At 63.0% G+C, this 20,921-nt stretch carries 18 protein-coding genes; 8 read left to right on the forward strand and 10 right to left on the reverse strand.

What is annotated here, in order from left to right:
- Positions 1-17 precede the first annotated feature (17 nt).
- From R3E82_19660 to R3E82_19690, 7 genes are all read right to left on the reverse strand, one after another.
- On the reverse strand, positions 18-1,340 hold the full coding sequence (locus R3E82_19660) for a hypothetical protein (protein ID MEZ5553109.1): 1,323 nt from the start codon (positions 1,338-1,340) through the stop codon (positions 18-20).
- Entirely contained in the window at positions 1,340-2,920 is a 1,581-nt protein-coding gene (locus R3E82_19665) for a VWA domain-containing protein (GenBank protein MEZ5553110.1), read from the reverse strand. The genes R3E82_19660 and R3E82_19665 overlap by 1 nt, the downstream gene beginning before the upstream one ends.
- Complete coding sequence (locus R3E82_19670) at positions 2,913-3,956, reverse strand: VWA domain-containing protein (protein MEZ5553111.1); 1,044 nt, start codon at positions 3,954-3,956, stop codon at positions 2,913-2,915. The genes R3E82_19665 and R3E82_19670 overlap by 8 nt, the downstream gene beginning before the upstream one ends.
- Positions 3,953-4,492 (reverse strand): DUF4381 domain-containing protein, encoded by a 540-nt coding sequence (locus R3E82_19675; GenBank protein ID MEZ5553112.1) that lies wholly within the window; start codon positions 4,490-4,492, stop codon positions 3,953-3,955. Before R3E82_19675 ends, R3E82_19670 begins: the two co-directional genes overlap by 4 nt.
- Positions 4,485-5,450: a DUF58 domain-containing protein gene (locus R3E82_19680; protein MEZ5553113.1), complete on the reverse strand. Its 966-nt coding sequence runs from the start codon at positions 5,448-5,450 to the stop codon at positions 4,485-4,487. Before R3E82_19680 ends, R3E82_19675 begins: the two co-directional genes overlap by 8 nt.
- 78 nt (positions 5,451-5,528) lie before the next feature.
- Positions 5,529-6,506 carry a MoxR family ATPase gene (locus R3E82_19685; protein MEZ5553114.1) on the reverse strand — a complete coding sequence of 326 codons (978 nt, stop codon included), beginning with the start codon at positions 6,504-6,506 and terminating at the stop codon, positions 5,529-5,531.
- 16 nt (positions 6,507-6,522) lie between these two features.
- Positions 6,523-8,049: an arylsulfatase gene (locus R3E82_19690; GenBank protein ID MEZ5553115.1), complete on the reverse strand. Its 1,527-nt coding sequence runs from the start codon at positions 8,047-8,049 to the stop codon at positions 6,523-6,525.
- A gap of 163 nt (positions 8,050-8,212) precedes the next feature.
- On the opposite strand from R3E82_19690, the gene R3E82_19695 reads away from it, so the two are divergent.
- The 4 genes from R3E82_19695 to R3E82_19710 are packed head-to-tail and all read left to right on the forward strand — an operon-like array spanning position 8,213 to position 13,308.
- On the forward strand, positions 8,213-9,538 hold the full coding sequence (locus R3E82_19695; GenBank protein ID MEZ5553116.1) for a PQQ-dependent sugar dehydrogenase: 1,326 nt from the start codon (positions 8,213-8,215) through the stop codon (positions 9,536-9,538).
- 23 nt (positions 9,539-9,561) lie between these two features.
- The gene (locus R3E82_19700) at positions 9,562-10,311 is read left to right on the forward strand and encodes a class I SAM-dependent methyltransferase (GenBank protein ID MEZ5553117.1); all 750 of its coding nucleotides are present in this window, start codon (positions 9,562-9,564) and stop codon (positions 10,309-10,311) included.
- 50 nt (positions 10,312-10,361) lie between these two features.
- Entirely contained in the window at positions 10,362-11,843 is a 1,482-nt protein-coding gene (locus R3E82_19705; protein MEZ5553118.1) for an AMP-binding protein, read from the forward strand.
- On the forward strand, positions 11,836-13,308 hold the full coding sequence (locus R3E82_19710) for a M20 family peptidase (GenBank protein ID MEZ5553119.1): 1,473 nt from the start codon (positions 11,836-11,838) through the stop codon (positions 13,306-13,308). Before R3E82_19705 ends, R3E82_19710 begins: the two co-directional genes overlap by 8 nt.
- Here R3E82_19710 and R3E82_19715 read toward each other — a convergent pair.
- The gene (locus R3E82_19715; GenBank protein MEZ5553120.1) at positions 13,305-14,111 is read right to left on the reverse strand and encodes a DUF1508 domain-containing protein; all 807 of its coding nucleotides are present in this window, start codon (positions 14,109-14,111) and stop codon (positions 13,305-13,307) included. The genes R3E82_19710 and R3E82_19715 overlap by 4 nt on opposite strands.
- A 115-nt stretch (positions 14,112-14,226) precedes the next feature.
- Positions 14,227-15,816 (reverse strand): NAD(P)/FAD-dependent oxidoreductase, encoded by a 1,590-nt coding sequence (locus tag R3E82_19720; protein ID MEZ5553121.1) that lies wholly within the window; start codon positions 15,814-15,816, stop codon positions 14,227-14,229.
- Between the two features lie 105 nt (positions 15,817-15,921).
- On the opposite strand from R3E82_19720, the gene R3E82_19725 reads away from it, so the two are divergent.
- From R3E82_19725 to R3E82_19735, 3 genes are all read left to right on the forward strand, one after another.
- A complete protein-coding gene (locus R3E82_19725; GenBank protein MEZ5553122.1) occupies positions 15,922-17,820 on the forward strand; it encodes a PQQ-binding-like beta-propeller repeat protein in 1,899 nt (632 codons plus the stop codon).
- A gap of 61 nt (positions 17,821-17,881) precedes the next feature.
- Positions 17,882-18,226: a hypothetical protein gene (locus R3E82_19730; GenBank protein MEZ5553123.1), complete on the forward strand. Its 345-nt coding sequence runs from the start codon at positions 17,882-17,884 to the stop codon at positions 18,224-18,226.
- Between the two features lie 76 nt (positions 18,227-18,302).
- Positions 18,303-19,268, forward strand: a complete 966-nt coding sequence (locus R3E82_19735) for an alpha/beta fold hydrolase (GenBank protein MEZ5553124.1) — start codon at positions 18,303-18,305, stop codon at positions 19,266-19,268.
- A gap of 36 nt (positions 19,269-19,304) precedes the next feature.
- On the opposite strand, the gene R3E82_19740 is transcribed toward R3E82_19735, so the two are convergent.
- Positions 19,305-19,907, reverse strand: coding sequence for an ECF-type sigma factor (locus R3E82_19740; protein ID MEZ5553125.1), 603 nt, complete (start codon positions 19,905-19,907; stop codon positions 19,305-19,307).
- 409 nt (positions 19,908-20,316) lie between these two features.
- On the opposite strand from R3E82_19740, the gene R3E82_19745 reads away from it, so the two are divergent.
- Complete coding sequence (locus R3E82_19745) at positions 20,317-20,862, forward strand: trypsin-like peptidase domain-containing protein (GenBank protein ID MEZ5553126.1); 546 nt, start codon at positions 20,317-20,319, stop codon at positions 20,860-20,862.
- Positions 20,863-20,921 lie beyond the last annotated feature (59 nt).

The raw sequence follows: 20,921 nt of genomic DNA on the forward strand, positions 1-20,921 counted from the left end.
TCCCGATCTGCCCGCCATCAGTTCAGGGGAAAACGCGCCTCCGCGTCCGATCCTGCGTCAGGCACCTGTCGGGTCATGCGCCGCAATGTGCGCATGGCCAGCGCGACCACTCCGGGCGCAGCACTCGACGGCAGCGCCTCAGCGGTCTCCTCCTCACCGTCGGATCGGCCGAATCCCGCCCGCATCACGACCACTCTTGCGCTTTCAATCTCCGGACGCTGGAGCGTCGCGATGAAGTCCCGCAATGTGCAGACTTCACTGCGCCGGCCATCCAGCCATCGGTAGAGCAATGCCACCAGCTCCCGGGCCCTGCCGCTGCGCACCACCTGATCCAGCTGCTGATCGAGTGACGGGTGTCGCGAGCTTTCGCGCCTGCGCCGGACAAGCCACCCCAGACCAGACAGAATCAGCAGCAGCGGGACGACGGCCGTGAGGATGACGGCAGACAGCATGCTGACGGCATCGGACCAGAAATCCGACCCGGAGTCTTGTTCCGGAGCACGCGCCACCGACCGGTCTTTATCCGCGAATCCGCTGGTTGCCAGCACCCGGGCGGGCAGGCTGTGCCGTCCCGGTTCATCCCGGTCGGTATCCCACCAGTGGATGTCGACCTGTGGCAGTGCATAGCGCCCGGCTTTTTCGATCACGTAGGTGACGGTCTCCCGACGGCTCGCCCGCGACACGCCCCGGTTCACCGAATCTTCGAGGCGGGGTGGATCACGATAGACGGCCACACCCGGCGGTGCCGGAAAACGGATCTCCGGCAGCATCATCGCCACCGTATCCCTGGCACTCATCTCCACCACCCGCACCACGGCATCCCCCGGCTCGAGTGCTTCGAATTCGGACTCCGGCCGGTCATAGCCTTCCTCGACTTCCAGCCGCGGTACCGCCACCCAGTCTCCGGAGGCACTCAACTCCCCAGGCAGGTGAACGCTGAAACCGAACGGCTCAGTCGCCGCCTCGATGCGCTGTGCCGACGGACCGGACACCACAGTGACGGCAATGGACGGCACCTCGAAAAAACCGGACTGTTGCGGGTAGAGGGCGATCTTCCAGCGCTGCACCGCCCAGGAAACGCCGTCCTTTATCCGGGTGGCGTTGACTGCGAACTGTTCGCGTCTGAGAACGACCACGCCGGGGATTTCAAACTCAGCGATCGTTGTGCCACCGGAGAAGAATCCGTCTGTCGCCACTTCGATATACAGATCGACCTGACGCCGTGCCACGATGTCCCGCTGCGGATCGATCCACTGCGCCACCGAGACTTCCGCTGCCTGGGTGGTGAACACAGGAAGCACCGCCAAACTCAGCACACCGGCCACCACCCGCCAGCGCATCAGGGTGCCGCCTCGAGCTGCATCTGAAATTTGATGCCGAGGAAACGGGCAGGGTCCGCCTGCACGCCCCGCAACCACATTTCCTGCAGCCGTTCGTCGGCCAGAATCTCCTCGGCTGTGAAGGTGCGCGCCTCCTCTCCGGGCAGGACCTGCCGTTCGGCTCCGTCCGCCGTCCGGGGTTCGGCGCCGGGATCCCGTGCTGTCTCGTCGCCCTCCGCAACCTGTGCCGCACTCAGCGCATTGATCTCGTCGATGATCGCCTGTACAAGTGCACGATTGTGTAAGGCGCCTTCGTGGCCGGGTACCCGGATCAGCACCTCGTCGTAGCCGCGAACCGCAGCCAGATAGTGGCGCCCCTGGGCCAGCGCATTGGCCCGATTGAAGAGGCCGGAGGGGGTGTCGTCCCGGGAGAAATATTCCGCCGCGAGATCAAACTGCTCCGCCGCGTAGTAAGCGGTGGCCTTCCAGCGCAGGTCTTCGAAGCGCTCGGCCGCTTCCGCATAGTCACCCTGCGCAAACAGATAGCGACCCTGCTGATCCGGGGTCAGCCACCAGTCAGCAAAATCTGCCCGGGCACTGTTCACCGGCATGAGGAAAGTCGCACCTGCAACCACCACCAGCCACTGCAGCGTCCAGCCTTTCCTGAACCACAGCAGAAACAGTCCCGCAAAGGGCATCAGCAGCCAGTAACCGGCATCGACCCAGGGTAGCTCTTCGTCCTGCACGCTGATGAGATGATTGTCGATGGCCCGGGCCAGACGCTGCACATCCTGACGGTCTGTCGTGACTTCCTGATAAATGCCGCCGCCTGCAGCGGCCAGCTGCTGCAGGGATTCACGTTCCAGCGGAATGAAATCTGCGCCTTCGACGGGAGCCCCGGAGGTGCCGATGCCCAGTACCAGCAGCTGTGCGCCAGCGACCTCCGGTTGTGCAAAAAACCGCTCTACCGCCGGGAGCGTGGCTGCGCCGATGCCATCACCGAGCAGCAGCAGCGTGCCGGGCACAGCAGACTCGCTGAGCAGCCGGGCAACCAGAGGCAGGACGGATTCCGGCAGTTTGCCCGGCCTCGGCATCATCTGCACGTTCACCGCAGACAGCAGATGCAGAAGTGCATCCGGATCCCCGGTGAGCGGAATGACCCTGTGGGCGGACCCGGCGTAGACCAGCAGCGCCGCCCTGGAGCCACCACGCAGCGTCAGCAGATCCTCTATCTTCTGCCTGGCCCGGATCAGTCGGCTCGGCTGCACGTCCCGCTGGTCCATGCTCGCGGAAACATCCAGGGCGATGATCAGCGGGGCTTCATCTTCGAACAGGGGCGTGGGCTGGCGCTCCCAGGCAGGACCGGCCACGGCAATGAAGCCCAGGCTCATCATCACCACAGCCACCCGCACCGGATTGAACCAGCGCTGGGCGCGGCTGCGCACCATCATCGCCCCCAGCAGGTGCGGGGCAATCACCTGTGCCCAATGGTCCCGGGTTCGATTACCGCGATCGCCATAACGCCAGGTCAGCAACAGCGGCAGCAGTCCGAGCAACCACCAGGGCCGCAGAAAATGGAAGGCCTGCAGCATCTCAGGCATCGACACCCACCTCTGCCGTCCGGACAGCGGAACCCGCATCGCCTGCACTTCGAGCGCGCCGCTGGTTCCACAGTGACAGCAGTGTCAGCAGCGTGAACAGCAGCGTGTAAGTGCAGGCCAGCACGGCGAGGGGCAGGTGATACAACGGCCGCCGCGGGCGATAGCTGAGGGTTTCGTACTCATCAGGTTCCAGCGCCGCGATGCGCTGATAAATGCTCGCGAGCTGGCTGTTGTTCAGCGCCTGATAGCTCTCTCCGCCGGTGATCTCAGACATCCGCGCCAGGGTTGCCATGTCGAGCGCCTGCTCACCGACGGTGGCCGGATCTCCCATGCCGATGTTGTAGATCTTCACGCCGCGCTCGAAGGCGACCCGCGCGGCCTCGACGGGGGGTACCCGGCTGCCGGTGTCATTGCCGTCTGTCAGCACGATCAGCACCCGATTGTCACTGTCGCTGGCGTCGAACAGCCTGATGGCGAGTCCCACCGCATCACCGAAGCGCGTGCTCTGGCCGGCCATGCCGACTTCGGTTTCGTCGAGCAGCGAAAGAAAAGTCTGATGATCCCCGGTGAAAGGTGCCTGCAGATAGGGACTGTCAGCAAATACGATGAGACCGAGTCGATCGTGGGGTCGCGCGGTCACGAAATCCTCGAGCACGAGTCGCACACCGGACAGCCTGGTCGCCGCCCGCCCGTCCGCGAGCTGCCAGTCCGCATTGTCCATCGAGCCGGAGATATCCACGGCGATCATCAGATCCCGGGCGGATCTGGTCCGGTTGATCGGATCACCTACCCATTCCGGCGCCGCCAGTGCGACGACCAGAAGCAGCCAGGAAAGACCGAGCAGAACCCGCTGGGAGAGCAGCCGCTCGAGCACCACGGCGCCCGTCGACGGCTTCTCTCCCGAGAGTTCCACGAGGGTCTGGAAGAAAGGTACCCGCACCGAGGTCATGGCGGCTCGATGGGGCGGCAGCAGCCAGTACACGAGAGCCGGCAGCAGCAGGGCGGCGAACATCCAGGGATGGGCGAACTCGATCATGCGCCGATCTGCTCTTCGCGCCGGTGACCGGCAATCCAGGCTCTGGTGATTTCGATCAGTTGTCGGGCGGTCTGCGGCTCCAGCGCGGTCACCGCGTCGCGCTCATAGGTGATGCGTATCAGGCTGGCGCCGAGGTCAGAAAGGAAACACCGACCACCGTAGGATGAGCCCTGGTAGTGCGCATCGAGAAACTCGAGCCACGCCGTGCCACTCAGCGCCGCCACTTCGTTACGTCCGTAGGCCTGCAGCGCTGCGGACTTCAGCAGCGGCGCAAGCTGGAGGGTAACTTTATTCAGGTCGCCTTCAGAGTCAGCCAGGAGCCGATCGATTTCTGCCAGATGTTTCCTTCTGTAGGCATCCCTGCGCCAGCGCCTGAACCTGCGCAGGGTGGCCCGTCCAACAAACAGGCAGACACAGACGCCGAGCACCAGCCAGCCGCCGGTCTCCGGCCACCAGGACACCGGCACCGGCATCTCGATCGGCCGCAGACCGCTGAGCAGCGGATTGCCGAAATCGACACTGTGCAGATCAGCCATGGCCGGGAAGCCCCATGGCCCGACGCACCTGCCCAGGCACCGGCTCGGCAGTGTTCAGCTGCAGCACCGGTATGTCATAACGCGCGAGAGATACACGCAGGCTCTCGAATGCCCGGGCGTAGGCCTGTGCAAACCGGGCTCGAAGGTCATTGCGCTCCGCACTCACCTCGATCTGCAGCCGGCCGTCACTGACCACGAGTGAGCGGGCATCCGCAAACTCCGCTTCCAGCGGGTCGTAGACCAGCGCGACCAGGGCATCGTTGTGCACGCTGTGACGCTTGAGCAGGGTGAGTGAACGATCGTTCCAGCCCGACATGTCGCTGATCAGCACCAGCAGGCCGTCGTGGGCGCAGATCCGCAGCGCACGCGCCAGGGCATCATTAAGCTGTACCCGGGATTCGGAATGTGCTTCCGCGTGCAGGGCATGGTTCATCGAACAGATCTGATGGCAGATCTCCATGACATTGCGCTGGCTGCGATGCGGCCGGACCTGGGAGATACGCTCGTCATTGAAAACCACCGCACCGACCCGGTCACCGGCACCGAGCACACGCCAGGCTGAAAGAGCCGCTGCCTGTGCCGCCACCACCGATTTCATCTGCTCCCGGGATCCGAAGAACATGCTCTGTCGCTGATCGATCAGCAGCACCACGGTTCGTTCACGTTCTTCCGTGTAGGTGCGCACGTGGGGTTTGCCCGTGCGGTTGGTGACCTTCCAGTCCAGCGTGCGGATATCATCGCCAGGTCGATAGTGGCGCAGCTCTTCAAAATTCAGACCGCGGCCACGCAACCGTGAGCCGTGTCTGCCGGACAGCACGCTGTGCAGCGGCTGACGCGGCAGAAAACTGAACCCCCTGGCCTGGTGTTCGAGGGCCATCAGGGATTTCAGATCGACATATATCCGCTGGTCCATATCCGTCTTCAGGTGACCCATCACTCTGCTACGCCACTCAGGCATTCCTGTGCCACTCAGGCATTCCTGTGCCACGTCGGCATTCCTATGCCACGTCGGCATTCCTATGCCACGCCGGCATTCCTATGCCACGGCTACCTGTCTCAACATCTCATCCACTACATCGTCGGCACCCACGCCATCTGCGATCGCGTCGTAACTGAGCAGCAGGCGGTGACGCAGCACGGCATGCGCCATCGAACGCACGTCGTCCGGATCGACGAAGTCTTTGCCAGCCAGCCAGGCGGTCGCGCGACTCGCCCGGTCGAGAGCGATGCTGGCCCGGGAACTCGAACCGATCTGGATCCAGTCCGCCAGCGGACTGTCCGGATAGCGGTCCGGTTGCCGCGTTGCCATCACCAGTGCCACCAGATAGTTTTCCACCGCATCCGAGACATGCACCCCGCGCACTTCGCTGCGCGCGGCGAAGATGCACTGTTGCGGCACCCGCACCGAAGGAGCGCCATCGCCTGTCGATTCCTCACTGCGCACCAGACGAACCACCTCCCGTTCTGTCGCTTCGCCGGGATAGTCGAGATTGATCTTCATCAGGAACCGATCCATCTGCGCTTCCGGCAGAGGATAGGTGCCTTCCTGTTCGATGGGGTTCTGGGTTGCCAGCACCATGAAGAGTTCCGGCAGTCGATAGGTGGTGCCGGCCACCGTCACCTGCCGCTCCTCCATCGCTTCCAGCAGCGCCGACTGCACCTTCGCCGGTGCGCGATTGATTTCATCCGCCAGCACCAGGTTGTTGAAGACGGGTCCGCGCTGAAAGTGCAGTTGCTGCCGACCTTCGATTTCCTGATAGATCTCGGTGCCGGTGACATCCGCAGGCAGCAGATCCGGGGTGAACTGGATCCGCCCGAGATCGGCGTCGAGTACCCGCGCCAGGGTTTTGATGGAGCGGGTTTTCGCCGTGCCCGGATAGCCTTCGAGCAGGACGTTGCCATTGCACAGCAGCGCCACGATAAGGGCCTGCACCACTTCCGACTGCCCGATCACCGCGTGCTCCAGAGCGGCGCGCAGGGCTTCAATCTGCTGCAACAGATCGCTCGCTGCCATCTCGACTCTCCAGCACCTACTCGAGGTTGGACATGAACTGATCTGTCAGCTTCTCGATGCTCCAGGAGTCCGGGCGCTGGCTCGGCGGATATTCTGCCAGGGTCTGCAGAAAAGCCGCGGTGGTCGCTGTGCCCAGATAACCCTGAGCCGCCTTGTCAATCATCCAGTCCCAGTACTGGTTTGAGTTTTCATCCGCCCGCTCAAAAGGATCGCGGCGCAGGTTGAAAATCTTGAACAACCGCAGCACCACAAAGGGTTCCGCCCACAACGCCATGGTCTTCGCGCGGTTTTCCGCATAAACGATCTTCCAGTCGCCCACACGCACGCCCACCGGCATGGCGCCATCGTCGAAATAGTGAAACTCACGCCGCGGCCCGTTCGGCTCGGCACCGGTGAGATAGGGCAGGAAGTTGTACCCGTCAAGATGCAGCCGGGCATCCTTCCGGCCGATTCTCATGCCTTTGCGCAGTTTCGCCTTGAGATCCGGATCGCCGGCTGCGGCCGCGATCGTGGGCATCCAGTCCAGATGGGACATGATCTCGTTCGACACCTTGCCGGCCGGGATCCGGCCCGGCCAGCGCACCATGGCCGGCACCCGGTAGGCGCCTTCCCAGTTGGTGTTCTTCTCGCTGCGGAACGGGGTGATGCCCGCGTCCGGCCAGGTATTGAAATGCACACCGTTGTCGGTGGAATAGAACACGATGGTGTTGTCCGCAATGCCCAGCGCGTCCAGCTGATCGAGCAGCACACCGACATTGTCGTCATGATCCATCATGGTGTCGTTGTAGAAGCCCTGACCCGAACGGCCGAGAGAGCTGGCCTTGGTGTGGGTGCGGAAGTGCATGCCGGTGGTATTCACCCAGGCGAAAAAGGGCTTACCGGCACTGGCGGAGGCATCGATGAACTTCGCAGCCGCAGCGATGAATTCGTCATCCGCGGTTTCCATGCGCTTGCGGGTGAGCGGACCGGTATCTTCTATCGAGCCATCCGCGTAGGAATGGATCACGCCCCGCGGGCCGAAACGCTCTCTGAACGCGGGATTCTTCGGATAGTCCGGATCTTCCGGCTCTTCTTCGGCATTCAGGTGATACAGATTACCGAGAAATTCATCGAAGCCATGGTTGGTGGGCAGGTGGGCGTCTTTATCGCCGAGGTGGTTCTTGCCGAACTGACCGGTGGCGTACCCCATGGTCTTCAACACCTCAGCCAGGGTGACATCCCGGTCCTGGATGCCCAGATCGGCGCCCGGCAGGCCGACCTTGGACAATCCGGTACGCACCACCGTCTGACCGGTAATGAAAGAAGAGCGCCCGGCGGTGCAGCTCTGGTCACCGTAATAGTCGGTGAAGCGAATGCCTTCCCGCGCGATGCGATCGATGTTCGGCGTCCGGTAGCCCATGATGCCGTCGCTGTAGGCGCTGATGTTGGTGATGCCGATGTCGTCCCCCCAGATCACCAGGACATTGGGCTGGTCTGCCGCGAGCGCGTTACCGCAGCAGAGTGCGGCTCCGACCAGCACGGCCTTTCTGATCCCTGAAATCATGCGTTTCCCCTCGCATCCGATGTTGATCGGCCATCATAGGTAGCCGGCCGCTGAATGACCACCGACCGGGCGCTCACCGCACTCTGACGCTGCGGATCCGGGGTTGCTGGACGCCGCACCCGGGAGCCGTATAAGTTGTCTCTCTCTGCGAAGGATTCCACCCATGCTCAACTGCCCCACGACTCACCGCGTTCTGCCCTTCACCTGGCTGATGGCCGCGCTCACCGCCATTCCGGGTGCCGCTGCCACTGCAGCGGAGGTCCCAGCGGCGGATGTCGCTCCGGCGGATGTCGCTCCGGCGGATGTCGCTCCGGCGGATGTCACAGAGGTTGGGCCGGTGGCACTTCCCGGTTTTATCCTCACTGTTTTTCATGAAGGCATCGGCCAGGGCGCCCGCCATCTGGCGGTGCGGGACAATGGCGACGTCTATGTGGCCAGACGGGACGGGGTACTCTTTGCTCTGCGCGACACGGACGGCGACGGTACCGCAGATCGGATCGAACAGCGGGAACTGCCGATTTCCACCGGTCTCGAGTACCACGCGCCCTTCCTTTATTTCAGCGACGACACCAGCGTGAGCCGGATCATGCTCGACGCTGCGCTGCTGCCCACGGGCAACGCGGAAACCCTAGTCTCGGACTTCCCCACCCAGAGCTCCCACGCGAGCAAATCCCTGGCGCTGAATCATCGCGGCGATCTGTTTGTGAATGTCGGCGCACCCTCGAATGCCTGTCAGACCAAACCCCGCTCTCCCGGTTCGCCGGGACTCGAACCCTGCCCCCAGCTCGAGCGTCAGGCGGCGGTGTGGAAGTTCAGTGCCAGCCGATCGGGTCAACGCCAGCTGGACGGCGAACGCTATATCACCGGTATCCGCAACATCGTCGGCATGGCCTGGAATCACAGCGAGCAGGCCCTGTATTTCGCCATGCATGGGCGTGACCAGCTCAGCACCCTGTGGCCTGGGTTATTCGACGATGCCGACAGCACCGAAATGCCGGCGGAAGAATTCCACAAAGCAGTGCCCGGTGCTGACTATGGCTGGCCCACCACGTTCGTGGACCCGCGCTCGGGAAAGCGACTGCTCGCGCCGGAATACGGCGGGGATGGCCACCGCGAAGCACCGGCGGGACGCTATCAGACACCCCTGCACGCCTACCCCGCCCACTGGGCGCCCAACGATATGCTGTTCTACACCGGCGACCAGTTTCCAGATCAATACCAGGGCGGTGTATTCATCGCCTGGCACGGCTCCTGGAATCGCGCGCCGAATCCACAGGACGGTTACCGGGTGACCTTTCAGGCCATGCACAATGGCGAGGTGCTGAGCGATCCGATCGATTTTCTCACCGGTTTCAGCGGCCATGACGTGCTGGTGCGACCGAGCGATGCCCGTTACCGGCCTTCCGGACTGGCCCTGGATGCGCAGGGTGCCCTCTATGTGTCAGATTCGGTGCGTGGCCGGATCTGGAAAATCAGTCACGGATCCTGACTTACAGGCCACAGCACACAATCATGAGCAACCTCTACACGACCTTCGCCGCCCTCTATGACGCCGCCTTCAACTGGAGCGTCGCCGGTCAGGTGTCGTCCCTTGCCGGCCTGTCCGGTCTCGAGCGCGGCAGGGTGCTGGAACCCATGTGCGGCAGCGGGCGCCTGCTGCGGGGATTCGCGGCGGCAGGATTCGACACGGTGGGTGTCGACGCTTCACCGCAGATGCTCGCCCTCGCCGAAGCTCACTACGACAGGCACAGGCTGAAGGGCCAGTGGCTGACCGCGGATGTCACGGACTTCGATCTGGATGAAGCCTGCGATCTGGCCGTCTGCCCGATCAACAGCCTCGCGCATCTCCCGGACGAATCCGCCATGCTCGCCCACCTCGAGTGCATGGCGCGCAATCTCTATGAAGGTGCCAGCTACTGGGTGCAGCTCGATCTGCGCGATCGTCCGGGTGTGGGGGAAGCGGAAGCCTGGGAATTCGATTATCTGGGGGAATCCGTGACCGCGGAATGGGCGTGCACCGCCGGCAGCGCGGGCATGGAAACCCACATCTCACGTTTCGTGTTTCCGGACGGTCGGGTGATCGAAGAAGAATACGCGATGAAAATGTGGTCCTTCGACGGCTGGATGAAGCTGCTCGCGCGCTCGTCTTTCGACCTGATGGCCGCCTACAAAGGTGAGCGTTTCGAATCCCTCCCGGTGGATGAGACGCTCAACGGCGAGAGGATCTTCTGGCAGCAGCTCGTGAAGCTAGGGAGCCTCTGACCTGATCAGACCTGGAGTACGCTAAGCTCGCGACGCTTAAGGGAGTACATATGACTACGGAATCTCAGCCGATATCACTGTCGCGCATTCTCGCGCACTGGGCCGCACGCAAACCGGATGCGGTGGCCATCACCCACGCTGACACATCGGTTACCTGGTCCGAGCTCGAAGCCCGCACCAATCGACTCGCGCGCGCTTATCAGGCCCTCGGTGTGAAGGAGAACGACTTCGTTACGGTCGCATTGCCGAACGGCATCGAGTTTTTCGAATCCTGTTTCGCCACCTGGAAACTGGGCGCAACGCCTCAGCCCGTATCCGCAAAGCTGCCGAAATTCGAGCGCGATCAGATCGTCGAGCTCTGCGCCCCGGCGCTGCTCACCGGAGTCGAGGACCCCAGCCGGACGGGCGGCACGACCACGCTGCCCATCGGCTATCAGCCCGATGCCACACTGTCTGCAGATCCGCTGCCCGAGCGCACGGCGGAATCCTTCAAGGCCATGACCTCCGGCGGCAGCACCGGCAGGCCGAAACTCATCGTCTCGAAACTGCCCGCAGCCTGGAATCCGGACACCGAGTATCTGAGCTTCGCCAACGAAGGCTGTGTGCTGATTCCCGGTCCCCTGTATCACAACGGTCCCTTTTCCTGGGCGATGATCGCCCTGTTCAAAGGCAATCACGTGGTGGTCACCACCCGCTTCGACGCCCAGGAAACCTGCGCGCTGATCGAGAAACACCGGGTGGATGTTGTGTACATGGTGCCCACCATGATGCAGCGCATCTGGAACCTGCCGACCGAAGTCCGCGAGGGTTTCGACCTGTCTTCCCTGCGCGTGCTCTGGCACCTCGCAGCCCCCTGCCCGGCCTGGCTGAAGGAAGCCTTCATCGACTGGCTGGGCGCCGAAGTGATCTGGGAACTCTATGGCGGCACCGAAGGCCAGGGCTCCACCACCATCCGCGGTGACGAGTGGCTCACCCACAAGGGCTCCGTCGGCAAACCGGGCGCACATTGCGAAATGAAAATCGTCGGCGAAAACGGCGAAGACCTGCCGCCGGGAGAGATCGGCGAGGTGTACATGCGTCCGCTCAGCGGACCCGGCTCCACCTACCGCTACATCGGCGCCGAAGCCAAGGCCATCGAGGGCGGCTGGGAGAGCATCGGCGACATCGGCTATCTGGACGAAGAAGGCTACCTCTACCTCTCAGACCGGCTCACTGACATGATTTTGAGCGGTGGCGCCAACATCTATCCTGCGGAAGTCGAAGCCGCCATCGATGCGTTTCCCGGTGTGCGCTCCTCCGCCGTGATCGGTCTGCCCCATGAAGACCTGGGCAACAGCGTGCACGCCATCGTCGACATCCCCACAGGCAGGCCGGATGAAGCCGCGCTGCTGGCCCATCTCGCGGAACGGCTGGTGCGTTACAAGATTCCCCGCACTGTCGAGTTCGTGACCGAGCCGTTGCGGGACGACGCGGGCAAAGTACGACGCAAAGCCCTGCGGACAGAAAGACTGGAGAAAGCCGGACATGCGTAATCTGCTGCTGGGGCTGCTGGGTGCACTGGCTCTGCTGGTGGCCGTGGTTGTCGTGCGCACGCTGCTGCATCAGCCCCTGGCGGGTGACAGTATCTCCACCACAGTGGTCACTCCGAACATCGACGCTGAGCGGGCTGCCCGGCATCTGGCCGAAGCGGTGCGTTTCCGCACCGTGTCCCATCAGCAGCCGGAGGACTTCGAGCCCGCGGAATTCGAAGGCTTCATCGACTGGGTCGCCCGCACCTATCCGGCGTTTCACTCGGCTTTGAGTCTGACCCGCCACGGCAACTACAGCCTCCTGTATCGATGGCAGGGTAGCGATCCTTCACTCGCCCCGGTGCTCATCACCGGACATTACGATGTGGTGCCGGTGATTCCAGGCACCGAAGCACTCTGGTCGCAACCGCCCTTTGGCGGCGTGGTTGAAGGCGACATCGTCTGGGGCCGCGGCGCCCTGGATGACAAGAGCGCGGTGATCGCACAGCTCGAAGCCGCCACCCATCTGCTCGCCGAAGGCTTCACACCCGCGCGTACGCTCTACTTCAGCTTCGGACACGACGAAGAGGTGGGTGGTCCGAACGGCGCCGGCGCGGTCACCGCCTATCTGCGCGAACAGGGGGTGCAGCTCGCCTGGTCGCTCGACGAGGGGTCGTTTCTCTTCGAAGGCATGCTGCCCGGCGTCGAGCAGCTGATGGCGGCCATCAACGTTGCCGAGAAGGGCAGTGTGACATTGAACGTGATCGCTCACGCCGATGGCGGCCACTCCTCGATGCCGCCGCAGCAGACGGCGGTGGGACGGCTGGCCGAAGCCATCACCCGGCTGGAGACCACACCAGTGCCCGGCGGATTGAGCGGACTCAGCGAACAGATGTTCGACACCGCGAGCCGCTATATGCCCTTCACCTTCCGGCTGCTGTTCGCCAATCGCTGGCTGTTTGATTCCCTCGTGGACGATCAGCTCTCCGCCACCACATTCGGCAACGCCATGCTGCGCACCACCACCGCGCCGACCATGCTGCGCGCCAGTCCGAAGGTGAACGTCCTACCCATCGAAGCGGTCGCGACGGTGAATTTCCGCGTGCACCCGCGCGACAGCGTGGAAGACGTGATCAACCATGTGAAAGCGGTGGTGGAGAACGAGTTCGTGACAGTCGAAGTCCCACCCGGCGCCGGGATTGGAGCCTCGGAAGTCTCGGACTGGAACTCGGAGGGTTACACCGCAATCGCAGACGCGGTGCGGCAGATCTACGGTGACGTGGTGGTGACCCCGGGGCTCATGATCGCCGGCTCGGACACCCGCCACTACGGACAGGTAGCGGACAATTCATTCCGCTTCAATCCGATGCGGGTGACCCCCGAAGACATCACCGGCTTTCACGGCACCAACGAAAAGATCAGCGTGGCCAACCTGGCTCAGGGCGTGCGCACCTATGTACAGATCATCCGCAACGGCACAGGCGGTTAGGCTGCCGCTGTCAGATCCCGCACCTTCGAAACCGGCGCGGTCTCCTTGATCAGTTCGATCGCGGTGTCCATCCGGGCGGCAGTCGAGAAGGTGCGGGAGGACCCGATCACCTGATGGTTGCCGGCTTTCAGATTGAATGAAGGCTTGCCGGTGGGACTGGACTGTCTCTCGTAGCGCGCATCGTTCGACGCGTTCTTCTTCACCGCATTGATACCGTTCACCGCTCCGCGACGCTTCCGGTAGCCTTCGCTGCGCAACAGGGTACGGCCATCCAGGCCCTGCAGGCGGAAGCGGTACTCGCCGGCCTTGTCCTGATAAATTTCGAAAACAGCGCGGGAGGCGTCGGCTGTGGGCGCAATCGTCTCCTTTGGCGCGGTCGCCACCTTTGCTGTGGTTGTCCGGCTCGGCGCGCTCGTCGCGGCCGGTATGGGCTTCTTCGCTTGCGCTACGACGGGCTGTTTCGCAGCAGACTGAGGCGGTGCTGGACGCAGTGCGGTCTGTGCCTCTTCCATGCCCTGCTGCAGCACCCTGCAGGCGGCTTTCATCGACTCTTCCTGGTACTGCCAGGAAGCCTTCAGGAATTGACGCTGGGTTGACACCAGAGTTGAAAAGTCCCGCACTTCGGCGAGAGATTTCAGATGACTGAGGTTCGATGCACCCTGGCGTCGCAGATTGGCCACATTCAGCTCCACCAGCCGTCCGACCACCGCGGTGCTGAGGTCGAAGAGTCGGGTCATGGCGGCAATTTGAGCAGCCGGGCTCCAGCCGAGGGAGGCTGGCGGGGTGAAGGTGTTCGAATTCATGGGCGGGCGCTCCTGCCGGTAGTGAGACGGCGCGCAGGATACCGGAATGTTTGTGCGTTGCAACATGCAATCCCGGAGAAATCGGCCAGGTCAGGTCAGGTCAGGTCAGGTCAGGTCAGGTCAGGTCGCGGATGATCTCCCGGGCCGCGTTGTGTCCCGGGGCACCAGTGACACCCCCACCCGGGTGGGTGCCCGAACCGCACAGATAGAGACCGGCGACGGGACTGCGGTAGTCCCCATGGCCGAGCACGGGCCGGGCCGAGAAGAGCTGATCGAGGCTGAGCGCACCATGGAAGATGTCGCCGCCCAGCAGCCCGAACTTGCGCTCGAGATCGAGCGGTGACAGCGCCATGGTGGCGATCACGCTGGAGCTGAAATTCGGCGCGAAGCGATCCACGGTGGCGAAAATGGCTTTCACCGCATCATCTTTTACGTCGTCCCAGCTGCGGCCGTCCGGCAACTCCGGTGCGAACTGCTGACAGAAGAGACTCGCCACATGGGCGCCGGGTGGTGCCAGGGAGTCATCGATGGTGCTGGGAATCAGCATCTCCACGATGGGGGCCGCCGACCAGCCGTCCCTGCGTGCATCGAAGTAAGCGTCTTCCATATAGCGCAGCGACGGCGCCATGATGATGCCCGAACGCACGGCCATTTTCTGAACGTCCACCGAGGTGCCAGCAAAGCGCGGCAGTTCCGACAGTGCCACGTTGATCCGGAAGGAGCCGGAGCCATTCCGATAACGGCGGATCCGATCTGTAAAATCGGCATCGACATCACCCGGGTCAACCATCTGTGTGAACAGCAGTTTCGGATTGACGTTGGCGGCGACGCTGCGTGCGGCGACCACACTGCCATCTTCCAGTTCGACCCCGGTGGTTCTACCCTGCTCGACGATCACCCGGGACACCGCCGCCGACGTGCGGACTTCCACACCACGCGCCTCGGCTTCCGCCCGCATGGCGGCTGTAATCGCCCCCATCCCGCCCACGGCATGACCCCACTGACCCTGCTGGCCGTTCACTTCGCCGAAGACATGATGCAGCAGCACATAGGCGGAGCCGGCGGCATAGGGGCTCGCATAGTTACCCACAATCGAATCGAAGCCGAACAGGGCCTTTACCGGTTCGGCCTCAAACCAGTCGTCGAGCAGATCACCGGCACTCTTGGTGAAAAGATCCAGCACGTCGCGGCTTTCGGTGAGGGACAGCTTGCGCAGGCGATTGCCGAGCCTGAACGCCGCGATCACATCCCGCAGCCCGCCACCGGCATTGGGAGGCGTCTCGAGGAGCATGCCGCGCAGCAGTTGCGCACCTTGCTCGAGCATGGCCTCGTAAGCCGGCAGACGCTGTGCATCCCGCTTCGAAAAGCGCGCGAACTGGGCCTGGGTTTCCCCAGCCGAGCTGCCCGTGCGCAGATGATCACCACCGGGCAGCGGCAGGAAGTTCGAGTACGGTCGGGTAAGAATGCGCAGGCCGTGGCCCGCGAGATTGAGTTCCGAGATGATGCGCGGATGCAGCAGGCTCACGGTGTAGCTCGCCACGGAATTGCGGAAGCCGGGATGAAATTCTTCGGTCACGGCCGCGCCGCCCACCACCTCGCGCCGCTCGAGCACCACCACCTTGAGCCTGGCGGCCGCCAGATAGGCGGCGCAGACGAGTCCGTTGTGGCCACCGCCGATGATGGCGACATCGTAGGGAGTTTTCATCGCCGCATGCTAGGGAGACTCTGCTCAACTAGCAATGTCTCGCACGACGCCTGCCCTGCCGCTTCCCTGTAGAATTCGGCGACCCTGTGACCAACGGCAATCGAAATGTTCAACTCAACATTGCTGCGTCTGGTGCTGATCCTGACCCTCCTGGGATCTGCAAGCCTCACCAGGGCCGCTGAGCCATCCCGTCACCCCGGCGCAGCCGTGTACGCACAGCATTGCGCATCCTGCCACGAGCAGCCGGACATGACCCGCGCGCCGGGCCTTGCTGCCATTCAACAGCTCAATGCCCGGGCGCTCACCGCATCTCTCACCCGGGGTGTGATGAAGCAGCAGGCCGCGGGCCTTTCCCGCCCGGAACTGCGTGATGTGATCGACTATCTCGCTGCGCGTGAGTCGCACAGCGACGCATGGTACGCGGGCATGATGTGTGGCACCGATGACCGCACGGTCGTCTTGAATGAACGTGCGGCCTTTTCCATGTTCGGGGTCGACCATCACAGCAGCCGCAATCTCAGCGCAGACGCAGCAGGGCTGACCAGCGCGCAGCTGAGTAAGCTGGAACTTGCCTGGGCGATCGGCTTCCCCGATACCAACGGCCTGCGCGCAGCACCGGCTATCGTCGGCAATACCCTGTTTTACACACCCACCCAGACCGGTCGTCTGCTGGCGCTGGAAGTCACCGTTCCCTGTGTGCAATGGGTCTACGATGCGGGCGCCCGTCTGCGCTCCTCGGTGACCTACGGCGAGCTGGGTGAGGGCGGCGCGAAAGCGCTGGTGTTCGCCGACAGCTATGGCCAGGTCCACGCGGTGGACCCGGTGACCGGCAGCAGACTCTGGATTGCCCCGGGCACCCACTCTCAGGACGCCACCATCACCGGTGCGCCTGTCCTCTACAAGGGCAAGATCATTGTGCCGATCTCCGCCTCAGGCGTCGGCAGGGGTGCGGACCCGGAATACGAATGCTGTGCGGAGCATGGCGCGGTGCGCGCCCTGGACGCCGCCACCGGTGAGACACTCTGGACCTATCACACCATGAAGGATGCCGAGTACACCGGGAAGACCAGCCGCATCGGTGTGCGGCTGCGCGGACCTTCCGGTGCGCCGATCTGGTCTTCCCCCACCATCGATGCAAAGCGCGGGCTGGTTTATGTGACCACCGGTGAGAACACCTCGCTGCCGGCGACCGCGACCAGCGATGCGGTGCTCGCCCTCGACATCGAAACGGGCAGGCTGCGCTGGGGCTTTCAGGCGCTGGCCGACGACGTCTGGATCATGTCCTGCCGGATACCCTGGGCATCGTCCGGCCCGAACTGCCCCAGTCCCGAAGACAGTGTGCTGAAAGACTTCGACTTCGGTGCCGCGGCGGTACTGATCGAACAGGCCGAGGGTGACATTCTGCTCGCGGGCCAGAAATCCGGTGATGTCTGGGCCCTCGATCCCGACACCGGCAGGCTGTTGTGGAATCGGCGCATCGGCGAGGGCTCGCCGCTCGGCGGCGTGCACTGGGGACTGGCGGTGGACGGCCGCCGGGTCTTCGTGCCGATCAACGATCCGATTGCGCTGCCGGGCGTGACACGCGAACCCGGCATGAATGCGCTGGACATCCGCAGTGGTGAGGTGCTCTGGCGTCAGCCGGTGACTGCGGACTGCAGCAGCGGGCGCGGTCAGCGTATGGATCAGTGCGAGGAGAAGTACGGCCTGTCCGCTGCACCGCTGGTGATCGACCAATCCGTCGTCGCCGCATCCATCGACGGCCGCTTGTACGTTTACGACGCTGCGACCGGGGCCATCGACTTCGAGTTCGACACTCTGCGCGACTTCGACACGATCAACGCAGTTCCAGGCAAAGGCGGCGCGATCGACAGTCACTCGATATTCGCCGGGGCCGGCATGCTGTTCGTCGGTTCGGGCTATGGCAGCTTTCGTCAGCCTCCGGGGAATGTGCTGCTCGCATTCAGACCCAGGCGCTCAGCCGCGGATCTATTACCTCAGCGGTAGTTGCAGCTGAGTTGAGCACCGCCGGATGATGACGTCTCACCCGTACATCAGAGGGAAATCCATGAACGCATTTCGAGTACTGCTGATCACCATCTTCACCGCCATCTTCGTATACACCGCATTCGTCATTTCCGAACACGGCATGGGGCTGTTCCAGATTTTCTTCCGCGACATCGCCGCGATGGGCTGGCCCGGTCAGTTCAACCTCGATTTCCTCGGTTTTCTGATACTCTCCGGACTCTGGCTGGCCTGGCGCCATCACTTTGCACCCATTGGGCTGGCGCTGGGTGCGCTGGGCTTCTTTGGCGGTGCACCAGTGCTCACTGCTTATCTGTTGTACGCGAGTTTCGATGCAAAGGGCGACATCAGGGAAATGCTGCTGGGCAGGGAACGGGCAGCTGCATAGAGACATTGATCCCCGCGCGCTGCGTCCTTAGGCTGACCACAGACAGGGACACATGATCTGATCAGGGGCAGCGAAGATGACCGACTTCATCCGTACGCCGGATTCCAATTTCACAGGACTGCAGAACTTCGACTACCCGCCCCGCTATCACGCCTGGCAGGACCTGCGCATGCACTATGTCGATGTCGGTCCTGCTGACGGTCCGGTGATGCTGCTGCTGCACGGGATGCCGACCTGGGGCTTCCTGTATCGGCACATGATTCCCGTGCTGGTCGCTGCCGGCTATCGATGTATCGCACCCGATCACATGGGTTTCGGTCGCTCAGACAAACCCACCGACATTCACTGGTACACCATCGCGCGCCACACCGAGATACTCACCTCGCTGATCGTGGCGCTCGATCTGCAGCGGATCACCCTTGTCTGCCAGGACTGGGGCGGTCCCACCGGGCTCGCCCAGGCCGCCACCATGCCGGAGCGATTCGAGCGGCTGATCATCATGAACACCTGGCTGCATCATCCCGAATTCGAGTACTCCGAGGCGATCCACAACTGGAACCGCAACTGGCACGAAGGCGGACGTTTCCATCGCAAGTGCCCGGACGTGGGCTTGCTGCTGGTGCTGTCTGCCGGACTTGCCGGGCCCGATGTCATTTTTCCCGCGCTGGCCTCCGGCACCCCGCCGGCTTTTACAGGCACAGCGGCCGACGTCTACCAGGGCTTCTCCGCGCCATTCCGGGACCTGGCGGACGAGGCCTACAACGGACTGCGCCGATTCCCGCTATCCATACCGCTGGACAGCTACGACAACGGCAATGGCGCCGCCCAGACCTTTCACTACCGCACGCTCCTCGAATGGCCCGGACACAGCCATTTCATCTGGGGCTGCCGGGATGACGTGTTCACCGAAAACTGGGGGCGGGAGTGGGCGAAGCGGATGCAGGCGAGTTTCGATCCGATCGAGGACGCCGGACACTTTCTGCAGAACACCCATGGCAGAGAGGTCGCAGGGCACATACTCAACCGCATTGCAGGCGAGTAAAGCGGCCGGTCAAGGAAAGCAGCGTAACCGGTGAAGTCAGCCGCTTCCGGAGGGTTCGCGGGATGGGTCGGCGGTCTGATATGAGTCGTCCAGCAGTTCCATCCGCGCGGCGATCCAGGCGCGAGCCACCCGCCACTTGCGCTTCACCGTCGCGGGGCTGATACCGAGTTCGGCCGCGGTCTCTTCGATGGTCATGCCGGCAAACACCCGGGCTTCCACCAGCCACAGATACTCGGCATCGAGTTTCCCCAGCTCCACCAGGGTTTCGTCGAATTCGATGAGCTGCTCCAGGGACAGGCCGCCATCCAGAAACTCGCCGGTCAGCCGGGTTTCCAGTGCCCGATTGCGTTTCTGCGCGCACACCCGCCGGGCTTCGTCGACAATGATCTCGCGCATGACCCGGCCGGCCATACCGAGGAAATGTCCGCGACCCTGCAGATTCACCCGATTCAGATCAACAAGCTTCAGATAGGCCTCATGAACGAGCGCCGTCGGTTGCAGGTCGATCCCAGGATTCTCACCAGCGAGTTTCTGATATGCGAGCTGGCGGAGCTGGCCATAGACCGCCTCGAACACCATGTGTCTGCGCGCATCCGGTTCATTGGACCAGTTAAGCAGGATGTCGGTGGTATCTGACATGAACTCTCGAGTGCCGGGCAGCCTGAACAAATATAACCAGACTTCAGCATATAGTGAGGCAGCACCCGAAATCCGGGGAGGATGTGAGGAGATTGCATGGGGTTGAGGTAGAGATCAGCGGATTCTCAATCGCCAGATTGCTTCGTCATAAGCGCAGCGTCAGTCGAACATATCGACAATCAGCAAAGGTATCAGCACTATGTGCCAAGCTATGCTGCTCACCAGACAATCGCAGATTTCTCAATCCGGGAGACTAAAGGCCCTGCGGCCAGACCCGAGGTGTTGTGGTCGCACAGCGTCATTCCGGTTTTCAGGACAGTACAGTGCCGCGCGGCGAACTGTTGCACTGCTCGCGCTGGGGTTGTTCGGCTGTGCCGCGCCGGATACATACAACCACGATCTGTCTGCAATGCTCGAAAGGGCGGCTCCGGCTGTGGTTTCGATCGCCAGCGACAGCGCCACGATCGCATCCGGTTTTTTCGTGGACCGGGATCTGGTGGTAAGCAACCAGCACGTAACCCTGGCATCTCCATTGTATGTTGTTGATCTCCAGGGAGAGCGACATGTCCTGCGGCTGGTCTCGAGCGATAAAACATACGACGTCGCCGTGTTCCGCTCGTCGCACCTCCCGGCACCCGCCATCCTGTCGCTGTCCGATACAGAGCCCCGGGTGGGAGAGCGGGTCAGTGTAGTTGGCAATCCTTTCGGTGCAGGGATCACGGCAAGCGCAGGCATCGTCAGCGCATTACCCCGGGCCATTGGCAAACAGCACCTGTTGCAGACCGACGCCGCGGTCAACCCGGGCAATTCCGGCGGGCCTCTGCTGAACCAGGCAGGCGACGTCATCGGCATCGTCACCAGTCGGGGGGCGGTAGGCAGCGGAATCGGATTCGCCGTTCCGACCGAGCATATTCGGGCCGTCGTTGAGCAGGCACAGCAAAGCACGCTCAACTGAGTCAGCCGGCGAGCCGCTCCCGGCAGGCACTCGAACCGAGCGCCTGGCGGGATTTACCC

Source organism: Pseudomonadales bacterium (genome assembly GCA_041395945.1).
Taxonomy (GTDB): Bacteria; Pseudomonadota; Gammaproteobacteria; order Pseudomonadales; family Azotimanducaceae; genus SZUA-309.